This window comes from Pseudomonas sp. SG-MS2 (assembly GCF_009933855.1).
Classification (GTDB): domain Bacteria; phylum Pseudomonadota; class Gammaproteobacteria; order Pseudomonadales; family Pseudomonadaceae; genus Aquipseudomonas; species Aquipseudomonas putida_E.
Genome location: NZ_MOMO01000227.1, coordinates 25,748 through 41,500, shown reverse-complemented (window position 1 = coordinate 41,500; position 15,753 = coordinate 25,748). Strand labels below are relative to the sequence as shown.

The 15,753-nt window shown below is 62.7% G+C and carries 17 protein-coding genes; 10 read left to right on the top strand and 7 right to left on the bottom strand.

What is annotated here, in order from left to right; genetic code table 11:
• Positions 1 to 21: 21 nt before the first annotated feature.
• Positions 22 to 1,611 (bottom strand): ABC transporter substrate-binding protein, encoded by a 1,590-nt coding sequence (locus tag BLX42_RS19265; RefSeq protein ID WP_161872407.1) that lies wholly within the window; start codon positions 1,609 to 1,611, stop codon positions 22 to 24.
• A 360-nt stretch (positions 1,612 to 1,971) separates the two neighbouring features.
• Here BLX42_RS19265 and rpmB point away from each other — a divergent pair, with 360 nt between their 5' ends.
• Both rpmB and rpmG read left to right on the top strand, forming a co-directional pair.
• On the top strand, positions 1,972 to 2,208 hold the full coding sequence (gene rpmB / locus BLX42_RS19260) for a 50S ribosomal protein L28 (RefSeq protein WP_012312138.1): 237 nt from the start codon (positions 1,972 to 1,974) through the stop codon (positions 2,206 to 2,208).
• Positions 2,209 to 2,218: 10 nt separating this feature from the next.
• Positions 2,219 to 2,374 (top strand): 50S ribosomal protein L33, encoded by a 156-nt coding sequence (rpmG, locus tag BLX42_RS19255; protein ID WP_003253507.1) that lies wholly within the window; start codon positions 2,219 to 2,221, stop codon positions 2,372 to 2,374.
• A gap of 118 nt (positions 2,375 to 2,492) precedes the next feature.
• Here rpmG and BLX42_RS19250 read toward each other — a convergent pair whose 3' ends face one another.
• Entirely contained in the window at positions 2,493 to 2,693 is a 201-nt protein-coding gene (locus BLX42_RS19250; protein ID WP_125924397.1) for a hypothetical protein, read from the bottom strand.
• Positions 2,694 to 2,789: 96 nt separating this feature from the next.
• The gene (locus tag BLX42_RS19245) at positions 2,790 to 3,149 is read right to left on the bottom strand and encodes a cupin domain-containing protein (protein WP_046786877.1); all 360 of its coding nucleotides are present in this window, start codon (positions 3,147 to 3,149) and stop codon (positions 2,790 to 2,792) included.
• Positions 3,150 to 3,345: 196 nt separating this feature from the next.
• On the opposite strand from BLX42_RS19245, the gene BLX42_RS19240 reads away from it, so the two are divergent.
• Together BLX42_RS19240 and BLX42_RS19235 are read left to right on the top strand one after the other, a co-directional pair.
• Positions 3,346 to 4,839, top strand: a complete 1,494-nt coding sequence (locus tag BLX42_RS19240; protein WP_046786878.1) for an aldehyde dehydrogenase — start codon at positions 3,346 to 3,348, stop codon at positions 4,837 to 4,839.
• A gap of 101 nt (positions 4,840 to 4,940) precedes the next feature.
• Positions 4,941 to 6,080 (top strand): MFS transporter, encoded by a 1,140-nt coding sequence (locus BLX42_RS19235; protein ID WP_161872406.1) that lies wholly within the window; start codon positions 4,941 to 4,943, stop codon positions 6,078 to 6,080.
• Between the two features lie 9 nt (positions 6,081 to 6,089).
• Here BLX42_RS19235 and BLX42_RS19230 read toward each other — a convergent pair whose 3' ends face one another.
• Both BLX42_RS19230 and BLX42_RS19225 read right to left on the bottom strand, forming a co-directional pair.
• Entirely contained in the window at positions 6,090 to 7,640 is a 1,551-nt protein-coding gene (locus BLX42_RS19230) for a phospholipase D family protein (protein ID WP_046786880.1), read from the bottom strand.
• A 60-nt stretch (positions 7,641 to 7,700) separates the two neighbouring features.
• Positions 7,701 to 9,131: a PLP-dependent aminotransferase family protein gene (locus tag BLX42_RS19225; protein ID WP_161872405.1), complete on the bottom strand. Its 1,431-nt coding sequence runs from the start codon at positions 9,129 to 9,131 to the stop codon at positions 7,701 to 7,703.
• Between the two features lie 178 nt (positions 9,132 to 9,309).
• Here BLX42_RS19225 and BLX42_RS19220 point away from each other — a divergent pair, with 178 nt between their 5' ends.
• A complete protein-coding gene (locus BLX42_RS19220; protein ID WP_046786882.1) occupies positions 9,310 to 9,540 on the top strand; it encodes a DUF1127 domain-containing protein in 231 nt (76 codons plus the stop codon).
• A gap of 41 nt (positions 9,541 to 9,581) precedes the next feature.
• Here BLX42_RS19220 and BLX42_RS19215 read toward each other — a convergent pair whose 3' ends face one another.
• Positions 9,582 to 10,874, bottom strand: coding sequence for an FAD-binding oxidoreductase (locus tag BLX42_RS19215; protein ID WP_161872404.1), 1,293 nt, complete (start codon positions 10,872 to 10,874; stop codon positions 9,582 to 9,584).
• Between the two features lie 132 nt (positions 10,875 to 11,006).
• On the opposite strand from BLX42_RS19215, the gene BLX42_RS19210 reads away from it, so the two are divergent.
• Positions 11,007 to 11,360, top strand: a complete 354-nt coding sequence (locus tag BLX42_RS19210) for a YkgJ family cysteine cluster protein (RefSeq protein WP_125924395.1) — start codon at positions 11,007 to 11,009, stop codon at positions 11,358 to 11,360.
• Between the two features lie 2 nt (positions 11,361 to 11,362).
• On the opposite strand, the gene dadR is transcribed toward BLX42_RS19210, so the two are convergent.
• On the bottom strand, positions 11,363 to 11,851 hold the full coding sequence (dadR, locus tag BLX42_RS19205; protein WP_003258963.1) for a transcriptional regulator DadR: 489 nt from the start codon (positions 11,849 to 11,851) through the stop codon (positions 11,363 to 11,365).
• Positions 11,852 to 12,004: 153 nt separating this feature from the next.
• On the opposite strand from dadR, the gene dadA reads away from it, so the two are divergent.
• The 4 genes from dadA to BLX42_RS19185 all read left to right on the top strand — a co-directional run bounded on the left by dadA (position 12,005) and on the right by BLX42_RS19185 (position 15,719).
• On the top strand, positions 12,005 to 13,306 hold the full coding sequence (gene dadA, locus BLX42_RS19200; RefSeq protein ID WP_046786885.1) for a D-amino acid dehydrogenase: 1,302 nt from the start codon (positions 12,005 to 12,007) through the stop codon (positions 13,304 to 13,306).
• Between the two features lie 121 nt (positions 13,307 to 13,427).
• A complete protein-coding gene (alr, locus tag BLX42_RS19195; protein ID WP_161872403.1) occupies positions 13,428 to 14,501 on the top strand; it encodes an alanine racemase in 1,074 nt (357 codons plus the stop codon).
• 110 nt (positions 14,502 to 14,611) lie between these two features.
• On the top strand, positions 14,612 to 15,160 hold the full coding sequence (locus BLX42_RS19190; RefSeq protein ID WP_039603621.1) for a cupin domain-containing protein: 549 nt from the start codon (positions 14,612 to 14,614) through the stop codon (positions 15,158 to 15,160).
• Between the two features lie 154 nt (positions 15,161 to 15,314).
• Positions 15,315 to 15,719 carry a cytochrome c5 family protein gene (locus BLX42_RS19185; protein WP_046787067.1) on the top strand — a complete coding sequence of 135 codons (405 nt, stop codon included), beginning with the start codon at positions 15,315 to 15,317 and terminating at the stop codon, positions 15,717 to 15,719.
• Positions 15,720 to 15,753 lie beyond the last annotated feature (34 nt).

The following is a 15,753-nucleotide window of genomic DNA, read 5'->3' as shown; positions in this document are numbered from 1 at the left end:
TCGAGCCTGCAAAGCCAGGGTTCAGCGCTTCACCGAAACCTTGCTGAAATCCAGCCGCCCGAACGGGCTTGCCTGATAACCCTCGACGCCCTCGCGCAACAGCGCTGCCGCCGTCGGGTGCGCCAGCGGCACCCACAGCGCCTGCTGCTGGATCAGCGTCTGCGCCTGCTGGTACAACCGGCTGCGTACACTCTGGTCGTTGGTGGTACGCCCTGCACTGATCAACTGGTCCAGCCGGCTGTCGCAGAACCGCGCGAAGTTGGTCCCCGACTTTACCGCCGCACAGGAAAACTGCGGGCTGAGGAAGTTGTCCGGGTCGCCGTTGTCGCCGGCCCAGCCCATGAACAGCAGGTCATGCTCGCCAGCCTTGGCCCGACGGATCAGCTCACCCCATTCGATCACGCGGATTTCGGCCTTGATGCCGATCTTGGCCAGGTCTGCCTGGAGCATCTGCGCGCCCAGGCTTGGGTTGGGGTTGAGCAGGCTGCCTGACGGGCGGGTCCAGATCGTGGTGCTGAACCCATCTGCGTAACCGGCCTTGCTCAGCAGCGCCTTGGCTCGCTTGAGATCCAGCGGGTAGCCGGGCAGGTCCTTGGCATAGCTCCAGGTGTTGGGCGGGTAGGGGCCGTTGGCGGCGGTGGCGGTGCCTTCGAAAACGGCCTTGAGGTAGGCCTGCTTGTCGAAGGCCAGGTTGATCGCCTGGCGCACTTCGGGTTTGTCCAGCGGCGGGTGCTCGCTGTTGATGGCAACGAAAGCGGTCATGAAGGCCGGTGTCGTGACGACCTTGAGGTTACCGTCCTTGCCTGCTTCGGCAACGTCCAGGGGCTTGGGTGACAGGGCCACCTGGCATTCACCACGCTTGAGCTTCTGCAGGCGTACGTTGGCATCGGTAGTGATGGCGAAGATCAGCGGATCGACCGCAGGCTTGCCATCAAAGTAGTCCGGGTTGGCGCGGTAGCGCACCACGGCGTCCTTCTGGTAGCGCTGGAAGACGAACGGGCCGGTGCCGATCGGCTGGCTATTGAGCTTCTCCGGGGTGCCTGCCTTGAGCAGTTTGTCGGCGTACTCGGCGGAGTAGATCGAAGCAAAGCCCATGCTCAAGGTGGCCAGGAAGGTCGCATCGGGGTGGGTCAGGGTGAAGCGTACGCTGCTCGGCTCCGGCGCCTCTATCGACTTGATCAGGCTGCCCAGTTGCAGTGATTGGGCGTGCGGGTAGCCACCCGGTGCGGTCTTGTGCCAGGCGTGGGCGGGGTAGAGCATGCGCTGGAAGCTGAATAGCACATCGTCGGCATCGAGGGCGCGGGTTGGCTTGAAATAAGGCGTGGAGTGGAATTTGACCCCTTCACGCAGCTTGAAGTCGTACACCAGGCCGTCAGCCGACACTGTCCAGCTTTGCGCCAGGCTGGGGACGACCTTGCCTTGGCCTGCGTCGAACTCGACCAGGCGGTTCATCAGTACGTCGGCCGAGGCGTTGGTGGTGGTCAGCGAGTTGTACTGGACCACGTCGAAGCCCTCGGGGCTGGCTTCGCTGCAGACGCTCAGTGGCGCGGCCTGGGCGATGCCGGCAGCAAGCAGGGAGGTGAGCATTAAGGAAAGGGCGGCGGCACGCATCGTGACTCCTTGGCTGTCAGTGGCCCATCTGCCAGTGCAGTCTGGAAACGTCCTACCCTAGTGTGCGCATCAGGAAATGACCACCCTCTTTTTCTACCGGCTGGCGACGAGTGGTCGACAGTTCGCCGGGCTAGCCGCTATGCTGCTCGCGCACGATTTGTCTCCGACAGATGCTCATCAGCAGTTGTTGCAATGCAGTCTTTCTGGTATAAAGCAGCGCTCTTTTCTAGGGGCTCGGCCTGTCGCATCAGCGGATCCGGTCGGTAAGACCTCCAGAATCACGGCGCCTGGCGCCAAAGACTGAGAGATTAAGCGGCCAACCCATGCCGGGTTGGGCATGTGGTTTTAGAGGGCTGAGTCATGTCGAGAGTCTGTCAAGTTACTGGTAAGGGTCCAGTAACCGGGAACAACATTTCCCACGCAAACAACAAAACCCGTCGTCGTTTCCTGCCGAACCTGCAGCACCACCGTTTCTGGGTTGAATCCGAGAACCGTTTCGTGCGTCTGCGCGTATCTGCCAAAGGCATGCGCGTCATTGACAAGCGTGGTATCGACGTAGTGCTGGCCGAGCTGCGTGCTCGCGGCGAAAAGTTCTAAGGAGAACGTCATGCGTGAATTGATCCGTCTGGTTTCGAGTGCTGGCACTGGCCACTTCTACACCACCGACAAGAACAAGCGCACCACCCCGGACAAAATCGAGATCAAGAAATACGATCCCGTTGTTCGCAAGCACGTGGTGTACAAGGAAGCCAAGATCAAGTAATTGATCGGCGACCTGAAAAAACCCGCATCCGAAAGGACGCGGGTTTTTTTTTACGTGGATGCCAACAAGAAAGGGGCTCCGTCTGGAGCCCCTTTCTTGTAGCGATCAGCAGTGGGGATCAGCTGATGTGCAGGCCGTCGATGGTGCCGGCGGTATCGACGCTGATCATCACCCTGTCGGAGCGTATGTCCTTGGTGGTGATGTCACGTGGGCCTGCGGCGCTCATCAGGCCAGTGAGTTCGACGATGTAGGGCTTGACGCTTTCTACATACTGCGAGCCAATCACGTGACGAGCGGCGCCGAGGATGTCGGTAGTCATGATGATTCTCCTTGGATTGTCCTGAATTGGACGCTGCAAGGATCACGCTCTTGGCTTGCCGGGCTGTGGTAATTAATCACCACGCCGGCGTCGCACTCATTTCTGCTCGAACATCACATAAATCTTGCGGCACGGCTCCAGCACTTCCCAGGTGCCCTTGAAGCCGGCCGGGATGACAAACCGATCACCGGCACGCAGGGTCTTGGTGCCGCCATCCGGGTCGCGCAGTACCGAAACGCCCTGCACGATCTCGCAGTATTCATGCTCGGTGTAGTTCACTGTCCACTGCCCGACCTCACCTTCCCAGACACCTGCGGCGAACTGTCCGCACGGGGTGGAATAATGGTTGTAGACAGCCTGGTCCGGCTCGCCCTTGAGGATTTTTTCTGCCGCGGGACGGTAGCGTTCAGCCTCGGTGAGGACTTGGGCGAAGTCGATGATGCTGGCGATGTTCATGGTGCAGCTCCTATTTTTGTTTAATAAAATGCACATCAGTAGGCTTTTAGGCCTTATGTGTCAAATATATTGATAGTTTGCACTGGCTGGTTTAGGGTATCGCTTGCCAGTGTGCGCTTGTCGCCCGGCCAGAATTCTGACAACGCCTGTGAGTCCTCAGTGCGGCGTTGCACCTAAACAAGAGGAGGAGTTTCGTATGACCACCCTGACTCGTGCAGACTGGGAGCAACGTGCCCAGCAACTGAAGATCGAAGGACGTGCCTTCATCAACGGCGAATACACCGACGCCGCATCCGGTGAAACCTTCGACTGCCTGAGCCCGGTCGACGGACGCTTCCTGGCCAAGGTTGCCAGCTGCGACCTGGCCGATGCCAATCGCGCTGTGGAAAACGCCCGCGCAACGTTCGATTCCGGCGTCTGGTCGCAGCTGGCCCCGGCCAAGCGCAAGGCCAAGCTGATCCGCTTCGCCGACCTGCTGCGCAAGAACGTCGAAGAGCTGGCGCTGCTCGAAACCCTGGACATGGGCAAGCCGATCGGCGACTCCTCCAGCATCGACGTGCCGGGCGCGGCCAATGCCATCCACTGGACCGCCGAAGCCATCGACAAGGTCTACGACGAAGTCGCGCCGACCCCTAGTGATCAGCTGGGTCTGGTTACCCGCGAAGCAGTTGGCGTGGTCGGTGCCATCGTACCGTGGAACTTCCCGCTGCTGATGGCCTGCTGGAAGATCGCACCAGCCCTGGCCACCGGTAACTCGCTGGTACTCAAGCCATCCGAGAAGTCGCCGCTGACCGCCATCCGCATCGCCCAGCTGGCCATCGAAGCCGGTATCCCGGCCGGTGTGCTGAACGTGCTGCCAGGCTACGGCCACACCGTCGGCAAGGCCCTGGCCCTGCACATGGACGTAGACACCCTGGTGTTCACCGGCTCGACCAAGATCGCCAAGCAGTTGATGGTGTATGCGGGCGAGTCGAACATGAAGCGTATCTGGCTGGAAGCCGGTGGCAAGAGCCCGAACATCGTCTTTGCCGACGCACCGGACCTGCAAGCCGCCGCCGAAGCTGCTGCCAGCGCCATCGCTTTCAACCAGGGCGAAGTTTGCACCGCAGGTTCGCGCCTGCTGGTCGAGCGTTCGATCAAGGACAAGTTCCTGCCCATGGTGGTCGAAGCGCTCAAGGGCTGGAAGCCAGGTAACCCGCTCGATCCGCAGACCACCGTCGGTGCGCTGGTCGACACCCAGCAGATGAATACCGTGCTGTCGTACATCGACGCCGGCCACAAGGACGGCGCCAAGTTGCTGGCCGGTGGCAAGCGCACCCTGGAAGAGACTGGCGGCACCTACGTCGAGCCGACCATCTTCGACGGCGTGACCAACGCCATGAAGATCGCCCAGGAAGAAATCTTCGGCCCCGTGCTGTCGGTCATCGCCTTCGATACTGCCGAAGAAGCCATCGCCATTGCCAACGACACGCCGTATGGCCTGGCCGCTGGCATCTGGACGTCGGATATTTCCAAGGCCCACAAGACTGCCCGTGCCGTGCGCGCCGGCAGCGTCTGGGTCAACCAGTACGATGGCGGCGACATGACCGCGCCGTTCGGTGGTTTCAAGCAGTCGGGCAACGGCCGTGACAAGTCGCTGCATGCGCTGGAGAAGTACACCGAGCTGAAAGCGACCTGGATCAAGCTGTAAATCCAGGGGGCTGCGCTACAGCCCCAATGACAGCCGGGCCGGTTCACACCGTCCCGGCTGTGTCGTTTCTGCCATTCAAGAATTGTGCCTGGGAGGCTGCTATGCGCTGGGGAACCTACTTTGCCGTGCTGGCATCGGTGCTGAGCGTCGGGCTCGCGCTCGGCGTGAGCATGCCGCTGGTGTCCCTGCGCCTGGAGGCCTGGGGCTACGGCAGCTTCGCCATCGGCGTAATGGCTGCGATGCCCGCGCTGGGCGTGCTGATTGGTGCCAGCCTGGCCAGCCGCCTGGCCGGCTGGGTCGGCGTGCCTTCGGCTATGCGCCTGTGCCTGTGGGGCGGGGCATTGTCGATTGGCCTGCTGGCGGTGCTGCCCAGCTACCCGCTGTGGCTGGCGCTGCGCTTGCTGATCGGCATGTCGTTGACCGTGGTGTTCATCCTTGGCGAGAGCTGGATCAACCAGTTGGTGGTCGAGCAGTGGCGTGGGCGCTTGGTGGCGCTGTATGGCAGCAGCTATGCCTTGAGCCAGCTGGCAGGGCCGCTGGTGCTGGGCTTTCTCGGCTCCGACGATGACTTTGGCTTCTGGGCTGCGACCGGCCTGCTGCTGCTCTCGCCCTTGCTGCTGTTGGGTCGTGGCGGCGCGCCGAGTACCGAGGCCTGCAGCGTAACCTTCAGCGACCTGTTCGCCTTCTGTCGCCGGCTGCCGGTGATCGCCTGGGCCATCGCGCTGTTTGCTGCCTTCGAGGCGATGATCCTCACCCTGTTGCCGGTGTACTGCCTGCAGCAGGGCTTCACCACCGAGCTGGCGCTGTTCATGGTCAGTACCGTGGTGGTTGGCGACGCGGTGCTGCAGTTGCCGATTGGCGCCTTGGCCGACCACATGTCGCGGCGCGCCCTGTTCACCGGTTGTGCGGTGACCTTGCTGTGTTCCAGCCTGGCGATTCCGTTGCTTGTGCACACGCCGGCGATCTGGCCATTGTGGGTGCTGTTCGGGGCCAGTGCCGGTGGCCTGTTCACGTTGTCGCTGATACTGATCGGCGAGCGTTATCGGGATGATGCACTTGTGCGGGCCAATGCCCATGTGGCGCAGCTGTGGGGTATCGGCTGCCTGCTGGGGCCGTTGCTGGCCGGTGCGGGTAGCCAGTGGCTCAGTGGCCATGCGTTGCCGCTGCTGATGGCAGTTGGGGCGGCCGGGTTGGTGGTGTTGACCCAGCGGCGCGGTGCCTTCGAGCCTGCTGCCGCCTGAGGCCCTGCGCTACAGCATTTTCTCCAGCCCGACGGCCTTGCTGATCCACGCATTGAACCGCCGCCAGAGCCCGCCGGGCTCTGCCGTCAGGGTGTGCAGTTGGCCGTTGTCCTCGGTCACCCAGGCCAGCTTGTCATTCTCTAGCCTGACCTGATAACTCAGCGCAGGCGCCATGCCCTGAACGGCCAGCTCGCGGGTGTATTCGGCCAGCTCCGGGCTGTCCACCAGCACCCCGACCTCGGTATTCCACAACACCGAACGCGGGTCGAAATTGAACGAGCCGATGAAAGTCTTGTGTCGGTCGAACACGATCGCCTTGCTGTGCAGGCTGGAATCCGAACCGCCGTGGAAATTCAGGCGCCCGGCACTGGGGTCACCCGGCTGGCGGCGCAACTCGAACAGCTGCACGCCGTGTTCGAGCAGCGCCCGGCGGTAGGGCGCATACCCGCCATGCACGGCCGGTACATCGGTGGCCTCCAGCGAGTTGGTCAACAGCTTGACCGACGTTCCGGCGTCCGCACGGCCGGTCAGGTACAGCAGCCCAGGCTCGCCAGGGACGAAATAGGCCGAAACCAGGATCAACTCGTGGTGCACGTTTGCCAGGTCAGGGGCCAACTGCTGGCTCATCAGCAGGTGCGGGTCTGGCTCATCGTCTGCCAGCACCTTGCTCGGTGCATCCCACAAGGCCTGGCTGTGGGCCCAGATCAGCTCATTGCGCCAAACATCCAGCCGAGGCTCCGACTGATAGGCCATCAGGCGGTCATACAGCGCCTTGCGCTGCACCCGCGCCTCGGCCAGCGACACTTCCAGGCGGTGGCGGCTGGCGCGCAGGTCGGCGGCATCCGGCAGTTGCCAGAGGAAGTCAGTCACGGGCCGGCTCAGGGCACTGTTCCAGTACTGGTCGAAGCTGTGCCCGAGCTGTTCGGCCACCGGGCCCACGCCGAGCATGTCGATGTCAGTGAAATTCAGGTTGGGCTCAGCATCGAAATACTCATCGCCCAGGTTGCGCCCGCCGACGATGGCCATGCTGTTGTCCACCAGGAACAGCTTGTTGTGCATGCGCCGGTGCTGGCGCGACAGGTTGAACAGGCGGCCCACCGCGCGCGTCACCCCCGTGCTGCGGCCCAGATGCAGTGGGTTGAATACGCGGATCTGGATGTTCGGATGGGCGTCGAGGGTGCCCATGATGGTGTCCAGGCCGTCGCTGGTGGTGTCGTCCAGCAGGATACGCACGCGTACGCCTCGGTCGGCGGCGCGCAGCAGTTCATGGACCAGGGCCCGGGTGCTCAGGCCGTCGTGGACGATGTAGTACTGCAAGTCGATGCTGGCCTGCGCGTTGCGGATCAGCTCGGCGCGGGCACGGAAGGCCTCGTTGCTGTTGGGCAGCAGACGGAAACCGGACCGTCCTTCATAGGGTGCGGCCTGGCGCAGCACCGAGCGGCCGAAGGCTGAATCTTTAGCCGGCAGTGCCTGGCTGGTCTCGCGGGGTGTACCGACGCTGGCGCAGCCTGCAAGGCCTAGCAGCACCAGCAGCAGGGGCAGAGCTCGCTGGAGTCTCAAGTGTGGATCGTCCTGTGCGGCAAAGGCTTGAGAGGTTGGACCGTATAGGGCGGCGCAAAGTTACCCGTCGGTGTTACTTTGATCCAGTAGACGAAGGGCGGTTTCTCCCACTTTGCGCACCGCGTCCTCGATCTGTGGTGTTGGCCGCGCGGCGAAATTCATCCGCAGGCAGTGGCGGAACTTGCCTGAGGCGGAAAAGATGCTGCCCACGGCAACCTGCACGCCCTGTTCCAGTAAAGCGCGGTTCAGCCGCAACGTGTCGAAATGCTCTGGCAGCTCCACCCACAGCATGAAGCCACCCTGAGGCCGGCTGACGCGCGTGCCAGGTGGGAAGTAACGGTTTACCCAGTCGCTCATCAGGTCGCGGCCGCGCTGGTACTGGCTGCGCATGCGCCGCACATGGGGGTGGTAGTGGCCGCTGGCGATGAAATCGGCGATCGCCAGCTGCGGCTGGGTGGCCGTGCTGCCGGTGCTGATGTACTTCATGTGCAGCACCCGCTCTAGATAGCGCCCTGGCGCCACCCAGCCAATGCGCAGGCCCGGGGCTAGCGTCTTGGAAAACGAACTGCACAGCAGCACGCGACCGTCGTCGTCGAACGACTTGAGGGTGCGCGGGCGGGGGTAGGTGTAGGCCAGGTCGCCATACACATCGTCTTCGAGGATGGCGACGTCATAGCGCTGGGCCAGGTTCAGCAGCGCCTTCTTGCGTGCCTCGGGCATGATGTAGCCAAGCGGGTTATTACAGCTTGGCGTGATCTGGATGAGCTTGATCGGCCACTGCTCAAGCGCCAGTTCCAGGGCTTCCAGGCTGATGCCGGTGATCGGGTCGGTGGGGATCTCCAGCGCCTTCATGCCCAGGCCTTTGAGTGTTTGCATGGCGCCGTGAAAGCTCGGCGAATCGACCGCGACAATGTCGCCCGGCTCGCACACCGCGCGGATGCTGCACGACAACGCTTCGTGGCAGCCAGTCGTCACCACCAGGTCCGCCGGGCCCAGGCGGCAGCCAGAGTCCAGCACCAGGCGGGCAACCTGCTCACGCAAAGCGAGGTTGCCATGGATGTTGTCGTAATACAGCCCCGGCATGTCCTGGCGCCGGCTGAGCTGGGCGAGGCTGCGCAGCAAGGGCTTGAGGCTCGGGCTGTCGATGTCGGGCATGCCGCGGCCGAGCTGTATGACGTCTTGACGAGGTGTGCTGCGCACCAGCTCCAATACTTGTTCCCACTGCGAAATGTCCACGGGTCGCTGGGCAGGGCGGCTGACGGCGGGCAGTGCGGCGAGGTGGCGATGGTCGTTGACGAAGTAGCCGGACTTGGGGCGTGGCGACACCATGCCGTTGTCTTCCAGCAGGCGGTAGGCCTGCTGCACCGTACTCAGGCTGACCCCATGTTCCACGCTCAGGGCGCGCACCGATGGCAGGCGCTGGCCGGGGCGGTACAGGCCTTGCTCGATACGGGTGCCGAGCAGCTCGGCGAGGTTCAGGTAGAGCGTCACGGCATACTCCTGTGCGCGATTGCAAGCACGACCAGTACAGTTGCGTAGAAAATACAGCATTCAGCCGCAGATCCGCCAATTCTGTATGGGAATAATAAGCCTGTATTGAATCTGTATTGCCGGTGCTGGCAGCGCGCATGCTTTCTCCACAGTAATCACTGAATGGGAGAACGCAGCGATGGGTGGCATGAGCGATGTGCGCTTGCAACTGTTGGCCAGGGAACTGGAAGCCGGGCAGCAGGCCAAGGTGTTCAACGCCCCGCAAGGGATGGGGCGTTGGGGCCTGATGCTGCATCGCTGGCACACCCGCAGGGCGTTGCTGCAGTTGACCGATGAGCAGTTGCGCGATGTTGGGCTGAGCTGGGAGCAGGCCTTGACCGAGGGGCGTAAACCCTTTTGGAAAGACTGATCAACATGACACTGCGCGGTCCATGCAGGACCGTTCAGGTCTCAAGTCAGCTCTTTGAGCCTGTGCCACAACATCCCCAACGCCAGCAGCGGCGAGCGCAGGTGTTTGCCGCCAGGGAAGGTGATGTGTGGCACCTTGGCGAACAGGTCGAAGCGCCCGCTTTGCTGGCCACTGATGGCTTCACCCAGCAGGCGCGCTGCCAGGTGAGTGGCGTTGAGCCCATGGCCAGAGTAGGCCTGGGCGTAATAAACATTCGGCTGGCTGGCCAGGCGGCCGACCTGTGGCAGGCGGTTGGCGCCGATGCCGATCATCCCACCCCACTGGTAATCGATGCGCACATCGGCCAGTTGCGGGAACACCTTGAGCATCTTCGGCCGCATGTAGGCGGCAATGTCCTGTGGGTCGCGCCCGGAGTAATGGCAGGCACCGCCGAACAGCAGACGGTGGTCGGCGGACAGGCGATAGTAGTCCAGCGCCACGCGCTGGTCGCACACCGCCATGTTCTGCGGCAGCAATTGGCGCGCGCGTTCCTCACCCAGCGGTTCGGTGGCGATGATGTAGCTGCCGGCTGGCAGCACTTTGCCGCCCAATTCGCGGTTGAGGCCGTTGTGATAGGCGTTGCAGCACAGCACCAGGGTTTTGGCGCGCACCCGGCCTTGGGCGGTGTGCACCTTCACTTCGGGGCCGTACTCGATGCGGCTGACCTCCGATTGCTCGTATAGCTGCACACCAAGGCGGCTGGCCACGGCCGCTTCGCCAAGCGCCAGGTTGAGCGGGTGCAGGTGCCCTGAGCCCATGTCGATCAGGCCGCCGACATAACGGTCGGAGCCGACCACGCTGTGGATATCGTCTTTATGCACCAGGCGCAGTTCGTGACGGTAGCCCAGACTGCGCAGTTCATCGGCGTCTTCGGCGAAGCCTTGCAGCTCGCCGGGCTTGTTGGCCAGGTCGCAGTAACCCCAGGCCAGGTCGCAGGCGATGGCGTGGCGCTCGACCCGTTCACGGACGATGTCCACGGCTTCCAGGCCCATCAGCTTCATGCTGCGTACGCCTTCTTCACCGATCACCGCCTGGAACTGCTCCAGGCCGTGGCCGACGCCCCGGATAAGCTGGCCGCCATTGCGCCCGCTGGCCCCCCAGCCGAGCTTGCGCGCTTCCAGCAGGATCACCGACAGGCCGCGTTCGGCCAGCTCGATGGCGGTGTTCAGGCCCGAATAGCCGCCGCCAACGATGCACACGTCGGCGCTGTGCTCGCCTTGCAGGAACGGGTGATCGGGGTGTGGCGCGCTGCTGGCGGCGTAGTAGGAGGCGGCGTGCTGCGCGCTGTGGATCATTGGCGGGTCCTGGGTATCGAGACAGAAGTGGGAGGATAAGCCGGGCTTTCGGGGTCGGGCAACCGGCCTCATTCGCGGCAAGCCGGCGATGAGGCCTATAATTCAGTCTCAATCTTCAATGTATTCCTCGCCATGTCCTGCAACCGCCACAAGATCCAGTTCCTGCGTGAACTCATCCCTTCCTTCGAATGCGAGCCCGGTTGCCACGACTGTTGTGGCCCGGTTACCACGTCAGCCGAAGAGATGGCCCGTCTGCCGCGCAAGTCGCAGGCTGAGCAGGATGCGGCGCTGCAGCGCCTGGACTGTGTGCACCTGGGGCCCAATGGCTGCACCGTGTATGAAGAAAGGCCGATGATCTGCCGCCTGTTCGGCACCACCCCGCGCATGGCCTGCCCACGCGGCCGTGGCCCGCAACAGATGATCGAGCCGCAAGCCGAGCAGCTCGTCCACCGGTTCATCGCCACCACCCGGCAGGTGCTGGTGTAGCGTCAGTCCGGGATCGGCAGGCAGAGGCTTTCCTTCACCTCCTCCATCACGATGTAGCTCTTGGACTCGCGCACGTGCGGCAGCTTGAGCAGGATGTCGCCCAGCAGCTTGCGGTACGAGGCCATCTCCGAAATGCGTGCCTTCACCAGGTAATCGAAATCGCCCGACACCAAGTGGCATTCCAGCACGTGTGGCAGCTTGAGTACCGCGCGGCGGAACTCCTCGAACGTGTCGCCCGACTTGTAGTCCAGGCTGATTTCCACGAACACCAGCAGGCTGCCCTTCAGGTGCTGAGGGTTGAGCCGGGCGTTGTAGCCCATGATGATGCCCTCACGCTCCAGGCGGCGCACGCGCTCGGTGCAAGGGGTGGTGGAAAGCCCAACTTTCTCGCCCAGTTCGGTGAAGGAAATGCGCCCGTCATTCTGCAGGATCCGCAGGATGTTGCGGTCGATCTTGTCCAGTTCACGCTTGCTCTGGTGCTGGGTTCTCATAGGGGATGCCCCTCCGTGAAAGGCGATTTTGCCGAGAATTCTCGCCAAATATAGGCTTTTATATAGTGAATTGCACTGGGCTGTAATTTTTATACTGCGCGCATCCATGCCATATCAACAAAAATGCGGTGCGCCGCGTGCGAGGGATCAACGATGCGAGTTCTGGTACTTGGTAGCGGTGTAATCGGAACCGCCAGTGCCTATTACCTGGCCCGGCAAGGTTTTGAAGTGACTGTGGTCGATCGCCAACCGGCGGTGGCGATGGAAACCAGCTTCGCCAACGCAGGCCAGATCTCGCCCGGCTACGCCTCGCCCTGGGCTGCTCCAGGTGTGCCGCTCAAAGCCATCAAGTGGCTGCTGGAGCGCCACGCGCCATTGGCCATCAAGCTGACCGGCGACGTCGACCAGTACCTGTGGATGGCACAAATGCTGCGCAACTGCACCGCCAGCCGCTATGCAGTGAACAAGGAGCGCATGGTGCGCCTGTCCGAGTACAGCCGCGATTGCCTCGACGAACTGCGCGCCGAAACCGGTATCGCTTACGAAAGCCGCACTTTGGGCACTACCCAGCTGTTCCGCACCCAGGCTCAGGTTGATGCTGCTGCCAAGGATATCGCTGTGCTCGAGCAGTCGGGCGTGCCCTACGAGCTGCTGGACCGTGATGGCATTGCCCGCGTCGAACCGGCCCTGGCTGGGGTCAAGGACATTCTTGCCGGCGCCCTGCGCCTGCCCAACGACCAGACCGGCGACTGCCAGCTGTTCACCACCAAGCTTGCAGAAATGGCCCTCAAGCTGGGTGTCGAATTCCGCTTTGGCCAGGACATCCAGCGCCTGGACTTCGCCGGTGACCGAATCAATGGCGTATGGGTCGACGGCAAGCTGGAAACCGCCGATCGCTACGTGCTGGCGCTGGGCAGCTACTCGCCGCAGATGCTCAAACCGCTGGGCATCAAGGCGCCGGTGTACCCGCTCAAGGGTTATTCGCTGACCGTGCCGATCACCAACGCCGACATGGCGCCGACCTCGACCATTCTCGATGAGACCTACAAGGTCGCCATCACCCGCTTCGACAACCGTATCCGTGTCGGTGGCATGGCTGAGATCGCCGGTTTTGACCTGTCGCTTAACCCGCGCCGGCGCGAAACACTGGAGATGATCGTCAACGACCTTTATCCTCGCGGCGGTGACCTGAGCCAGGCCAGTTTCTGGACCGGTCTGCGCCCGGCGACCCCGGATGGAACCCCGATTGTGGGTGGCACCGCATTCCGTAACCTGTTCCTCAACACCGGCCACGGTACCCTGGGTTGGACCATGGCCTGTGGTTCCGGGCGCCTGCTGGCTGACCTGATTGCGCGCAAAAAGCCGCAAATCAGCGCTGAAGGGCTGGATATTTCACGGTATGGCAAAACCCGGGAAGTCGCCAAGCAAGGCCATACGGCGCCAGTGCATCAGTAATCGGCCTGCTATACCGGCCTCATCGCTGGTACGGCGGCTCCTACACTGACCCTGTGGGAACCGGCTTGCCGGCGATGAATCCAACACTGTTTTCAACCTGAACCACCATAAGGCTGCCGCCATGCGTCCCGCCCGTGCCCTGATCGACCTCCAAGCCCTGCGCCACAACTACCGCCTTGCCCGTGAACTGACCGGCGCCAAGGCCCTCGCCGTGATCAAGGCCGACGCCTACGGCCACGGCGCCGTGCGTTGCGCCCTCGCGCTGGAAGCCGAAGCCGATGGCTTTGCCGTTGCGTGTATCGAAGAGGCGCTGGAGTTGCGTGCGGCGGGTATCAAGGCTCCGATGCTGCTGCTTGAAGGTTTCTTCGAAGCCAGCGAGCTTTCGCTGATCGCCGAGCATGACCTGTGGTGCGTGGTGCATTCGTTGTGGCAGCTGGAGGCCATCGAAAAGACGCCCGTGCACAAGCCATTGACCCTCTGGCTCAAGCTCGACAGCGGCATGCACCGTGTCGGCCTGCACCCCAAGGACTATCACGAGGCTTACCAACGCCTGCTGGCCAGCGGCAAGGTTGCGCGCATCGTGCTGATGAGCCATTTCGCCCGTGCCGACGAACTGGATGCCGACGCCACTGCGCAACAGATTGCCGTGTTCGAGGCCGCCCGGCAGGGTTTGGCTGCCGAATGCAGCCTGCGCAACTCGCCCGGCGTGCTGGCCTGGCCGCATGCCCCCAGCGACTGGGTGCGCCCTGGCATCATGCTGTATGGCGCAACACCGTTCGAGGTGGCGCAAGCCCAGGCCGAGCGCCTGCAGCCGGTAATGACCCTGCAATCGCGGGTGATCAGCGTGCGAGAGTTGCCTGCTGGCGAGCCGGTGGGCTATGGCGCCAAGTTCATCAGCCAACGCCCCACCCGGGTGGGCGTGGTTGCCATGGGCTACGCCGATGGCTACCCCCGCCAGGCCCCGACCGGTACGCCGGTGATGGTCGCCGGCAAGCGCAGCCAGCTGATTGGCCGCGTTTCCATGGACATGCTGTGCATCGACCTGACCGACGTGCCCGAAGCGAACATCGGCAGCCCGGTCGAGCTGTGGGGCAAGCACGTGTTGGCCAGTGAAGTCGCCATGCACGCAGGGACCATCCCCTACCAGATCTTCTGCAACCTCAAACGCGTGCCGCTGGACTACTTCGGCGAATGACACGCTGAAGCGGACAGCCTGAGGGGCGGTGTGTTGTAAATACTGAACGGCATTGCCATGATATCGTTCACATTCACCCCGCCATCTCACCGTTTCAGGAGGCTCCAGCTTTGGACGTCGGCGAACGACTGCAAGCCATCCGCAAGCTCAAGGGCCTGTCCCAGCGTGAACTCGCCAAGCGTGCGGGCGTGACCAACAGCACCATCTCGATGATCGAGAAGAACAGTGTGAGCCCCTCGATCAGCTCGCTGCGCAAGGTGCTAAGCGGTATTCCCATGTCCATGGTCGAGTTTTTCTCCGTGGAACTGGAAGCTGAAAGCCACGCCCAGATTGTCTACAAGGCCCACGAACTGATCGACATTTCCGACGGTGCGGTGACCATGAAGCTGGTGGGCAAGTCGCATCCCAACCGTGCCATTGCCTTCCTGACAGAGGTCTACCCGCCGGGTGCCGACACCGGAGCCGAGATGCTCACCCACGATGGCGAAGAAACCGGCATCCTCCTTGAAGGCCGGCTGGAACTGGTGGTGGGCACCGAGACCTTCATCCTCGAAGAAGGTGACAGCTACTACTTCGAGAGCACCCGCCCGCACCGTTTTCGCAACCCTTTCGATGAACCGGCGCGGCTGATCAGTGCTGCAACGCCGTCGAACTTTTGATCCAGCGCAGTGCATTGATTCGGCAATACCCCTTTCCTGAGTAGGGTCGTTTCACGGCTTCCGGGTTCCCGCTATACTTTTCAACGCTCGCATTACCGTGGCCGCGGGCGTGATTAGCCACCATGAGGGTGTTCGCGTGAACCAAATCAAGAAGATGCTGGCCGTACCAGCAGCCGTATTCGCCCTTTGGGCAATGAGCGCAACCGCTGCGACCAATGATGACATTGCCAAACGCCTTGAGCCGGTTGGCCAAGTGTGCGTCCAGGGCCAGGAATGCAAGGGCATGGAGGTGGCCGCTTCGGCTGGCGGTGGCGGTGCCAAGACACCGGATGAAATCATCGCCAAGCATTGCAACGCCTGCCATGGCAGCGGCCTGCTCGGCGCGCCGAAAATTGGCGACACCGCCGCCTGGAAAGAGCGCGCCGATCACCAGGGCGGCCTTGACGGCATCCTGGCCAAGGCCATCACCGGGATCAACGCCATGCCCCCCAAGGGCACCTGCGCCGATTGTTCGGATGAAGACCTCAAAGCGGCCATCCAGAAGATGTCCGGGCTTTGAGCCTGGGTTGAGTTGCCAATAGCCCGCCTTGCAT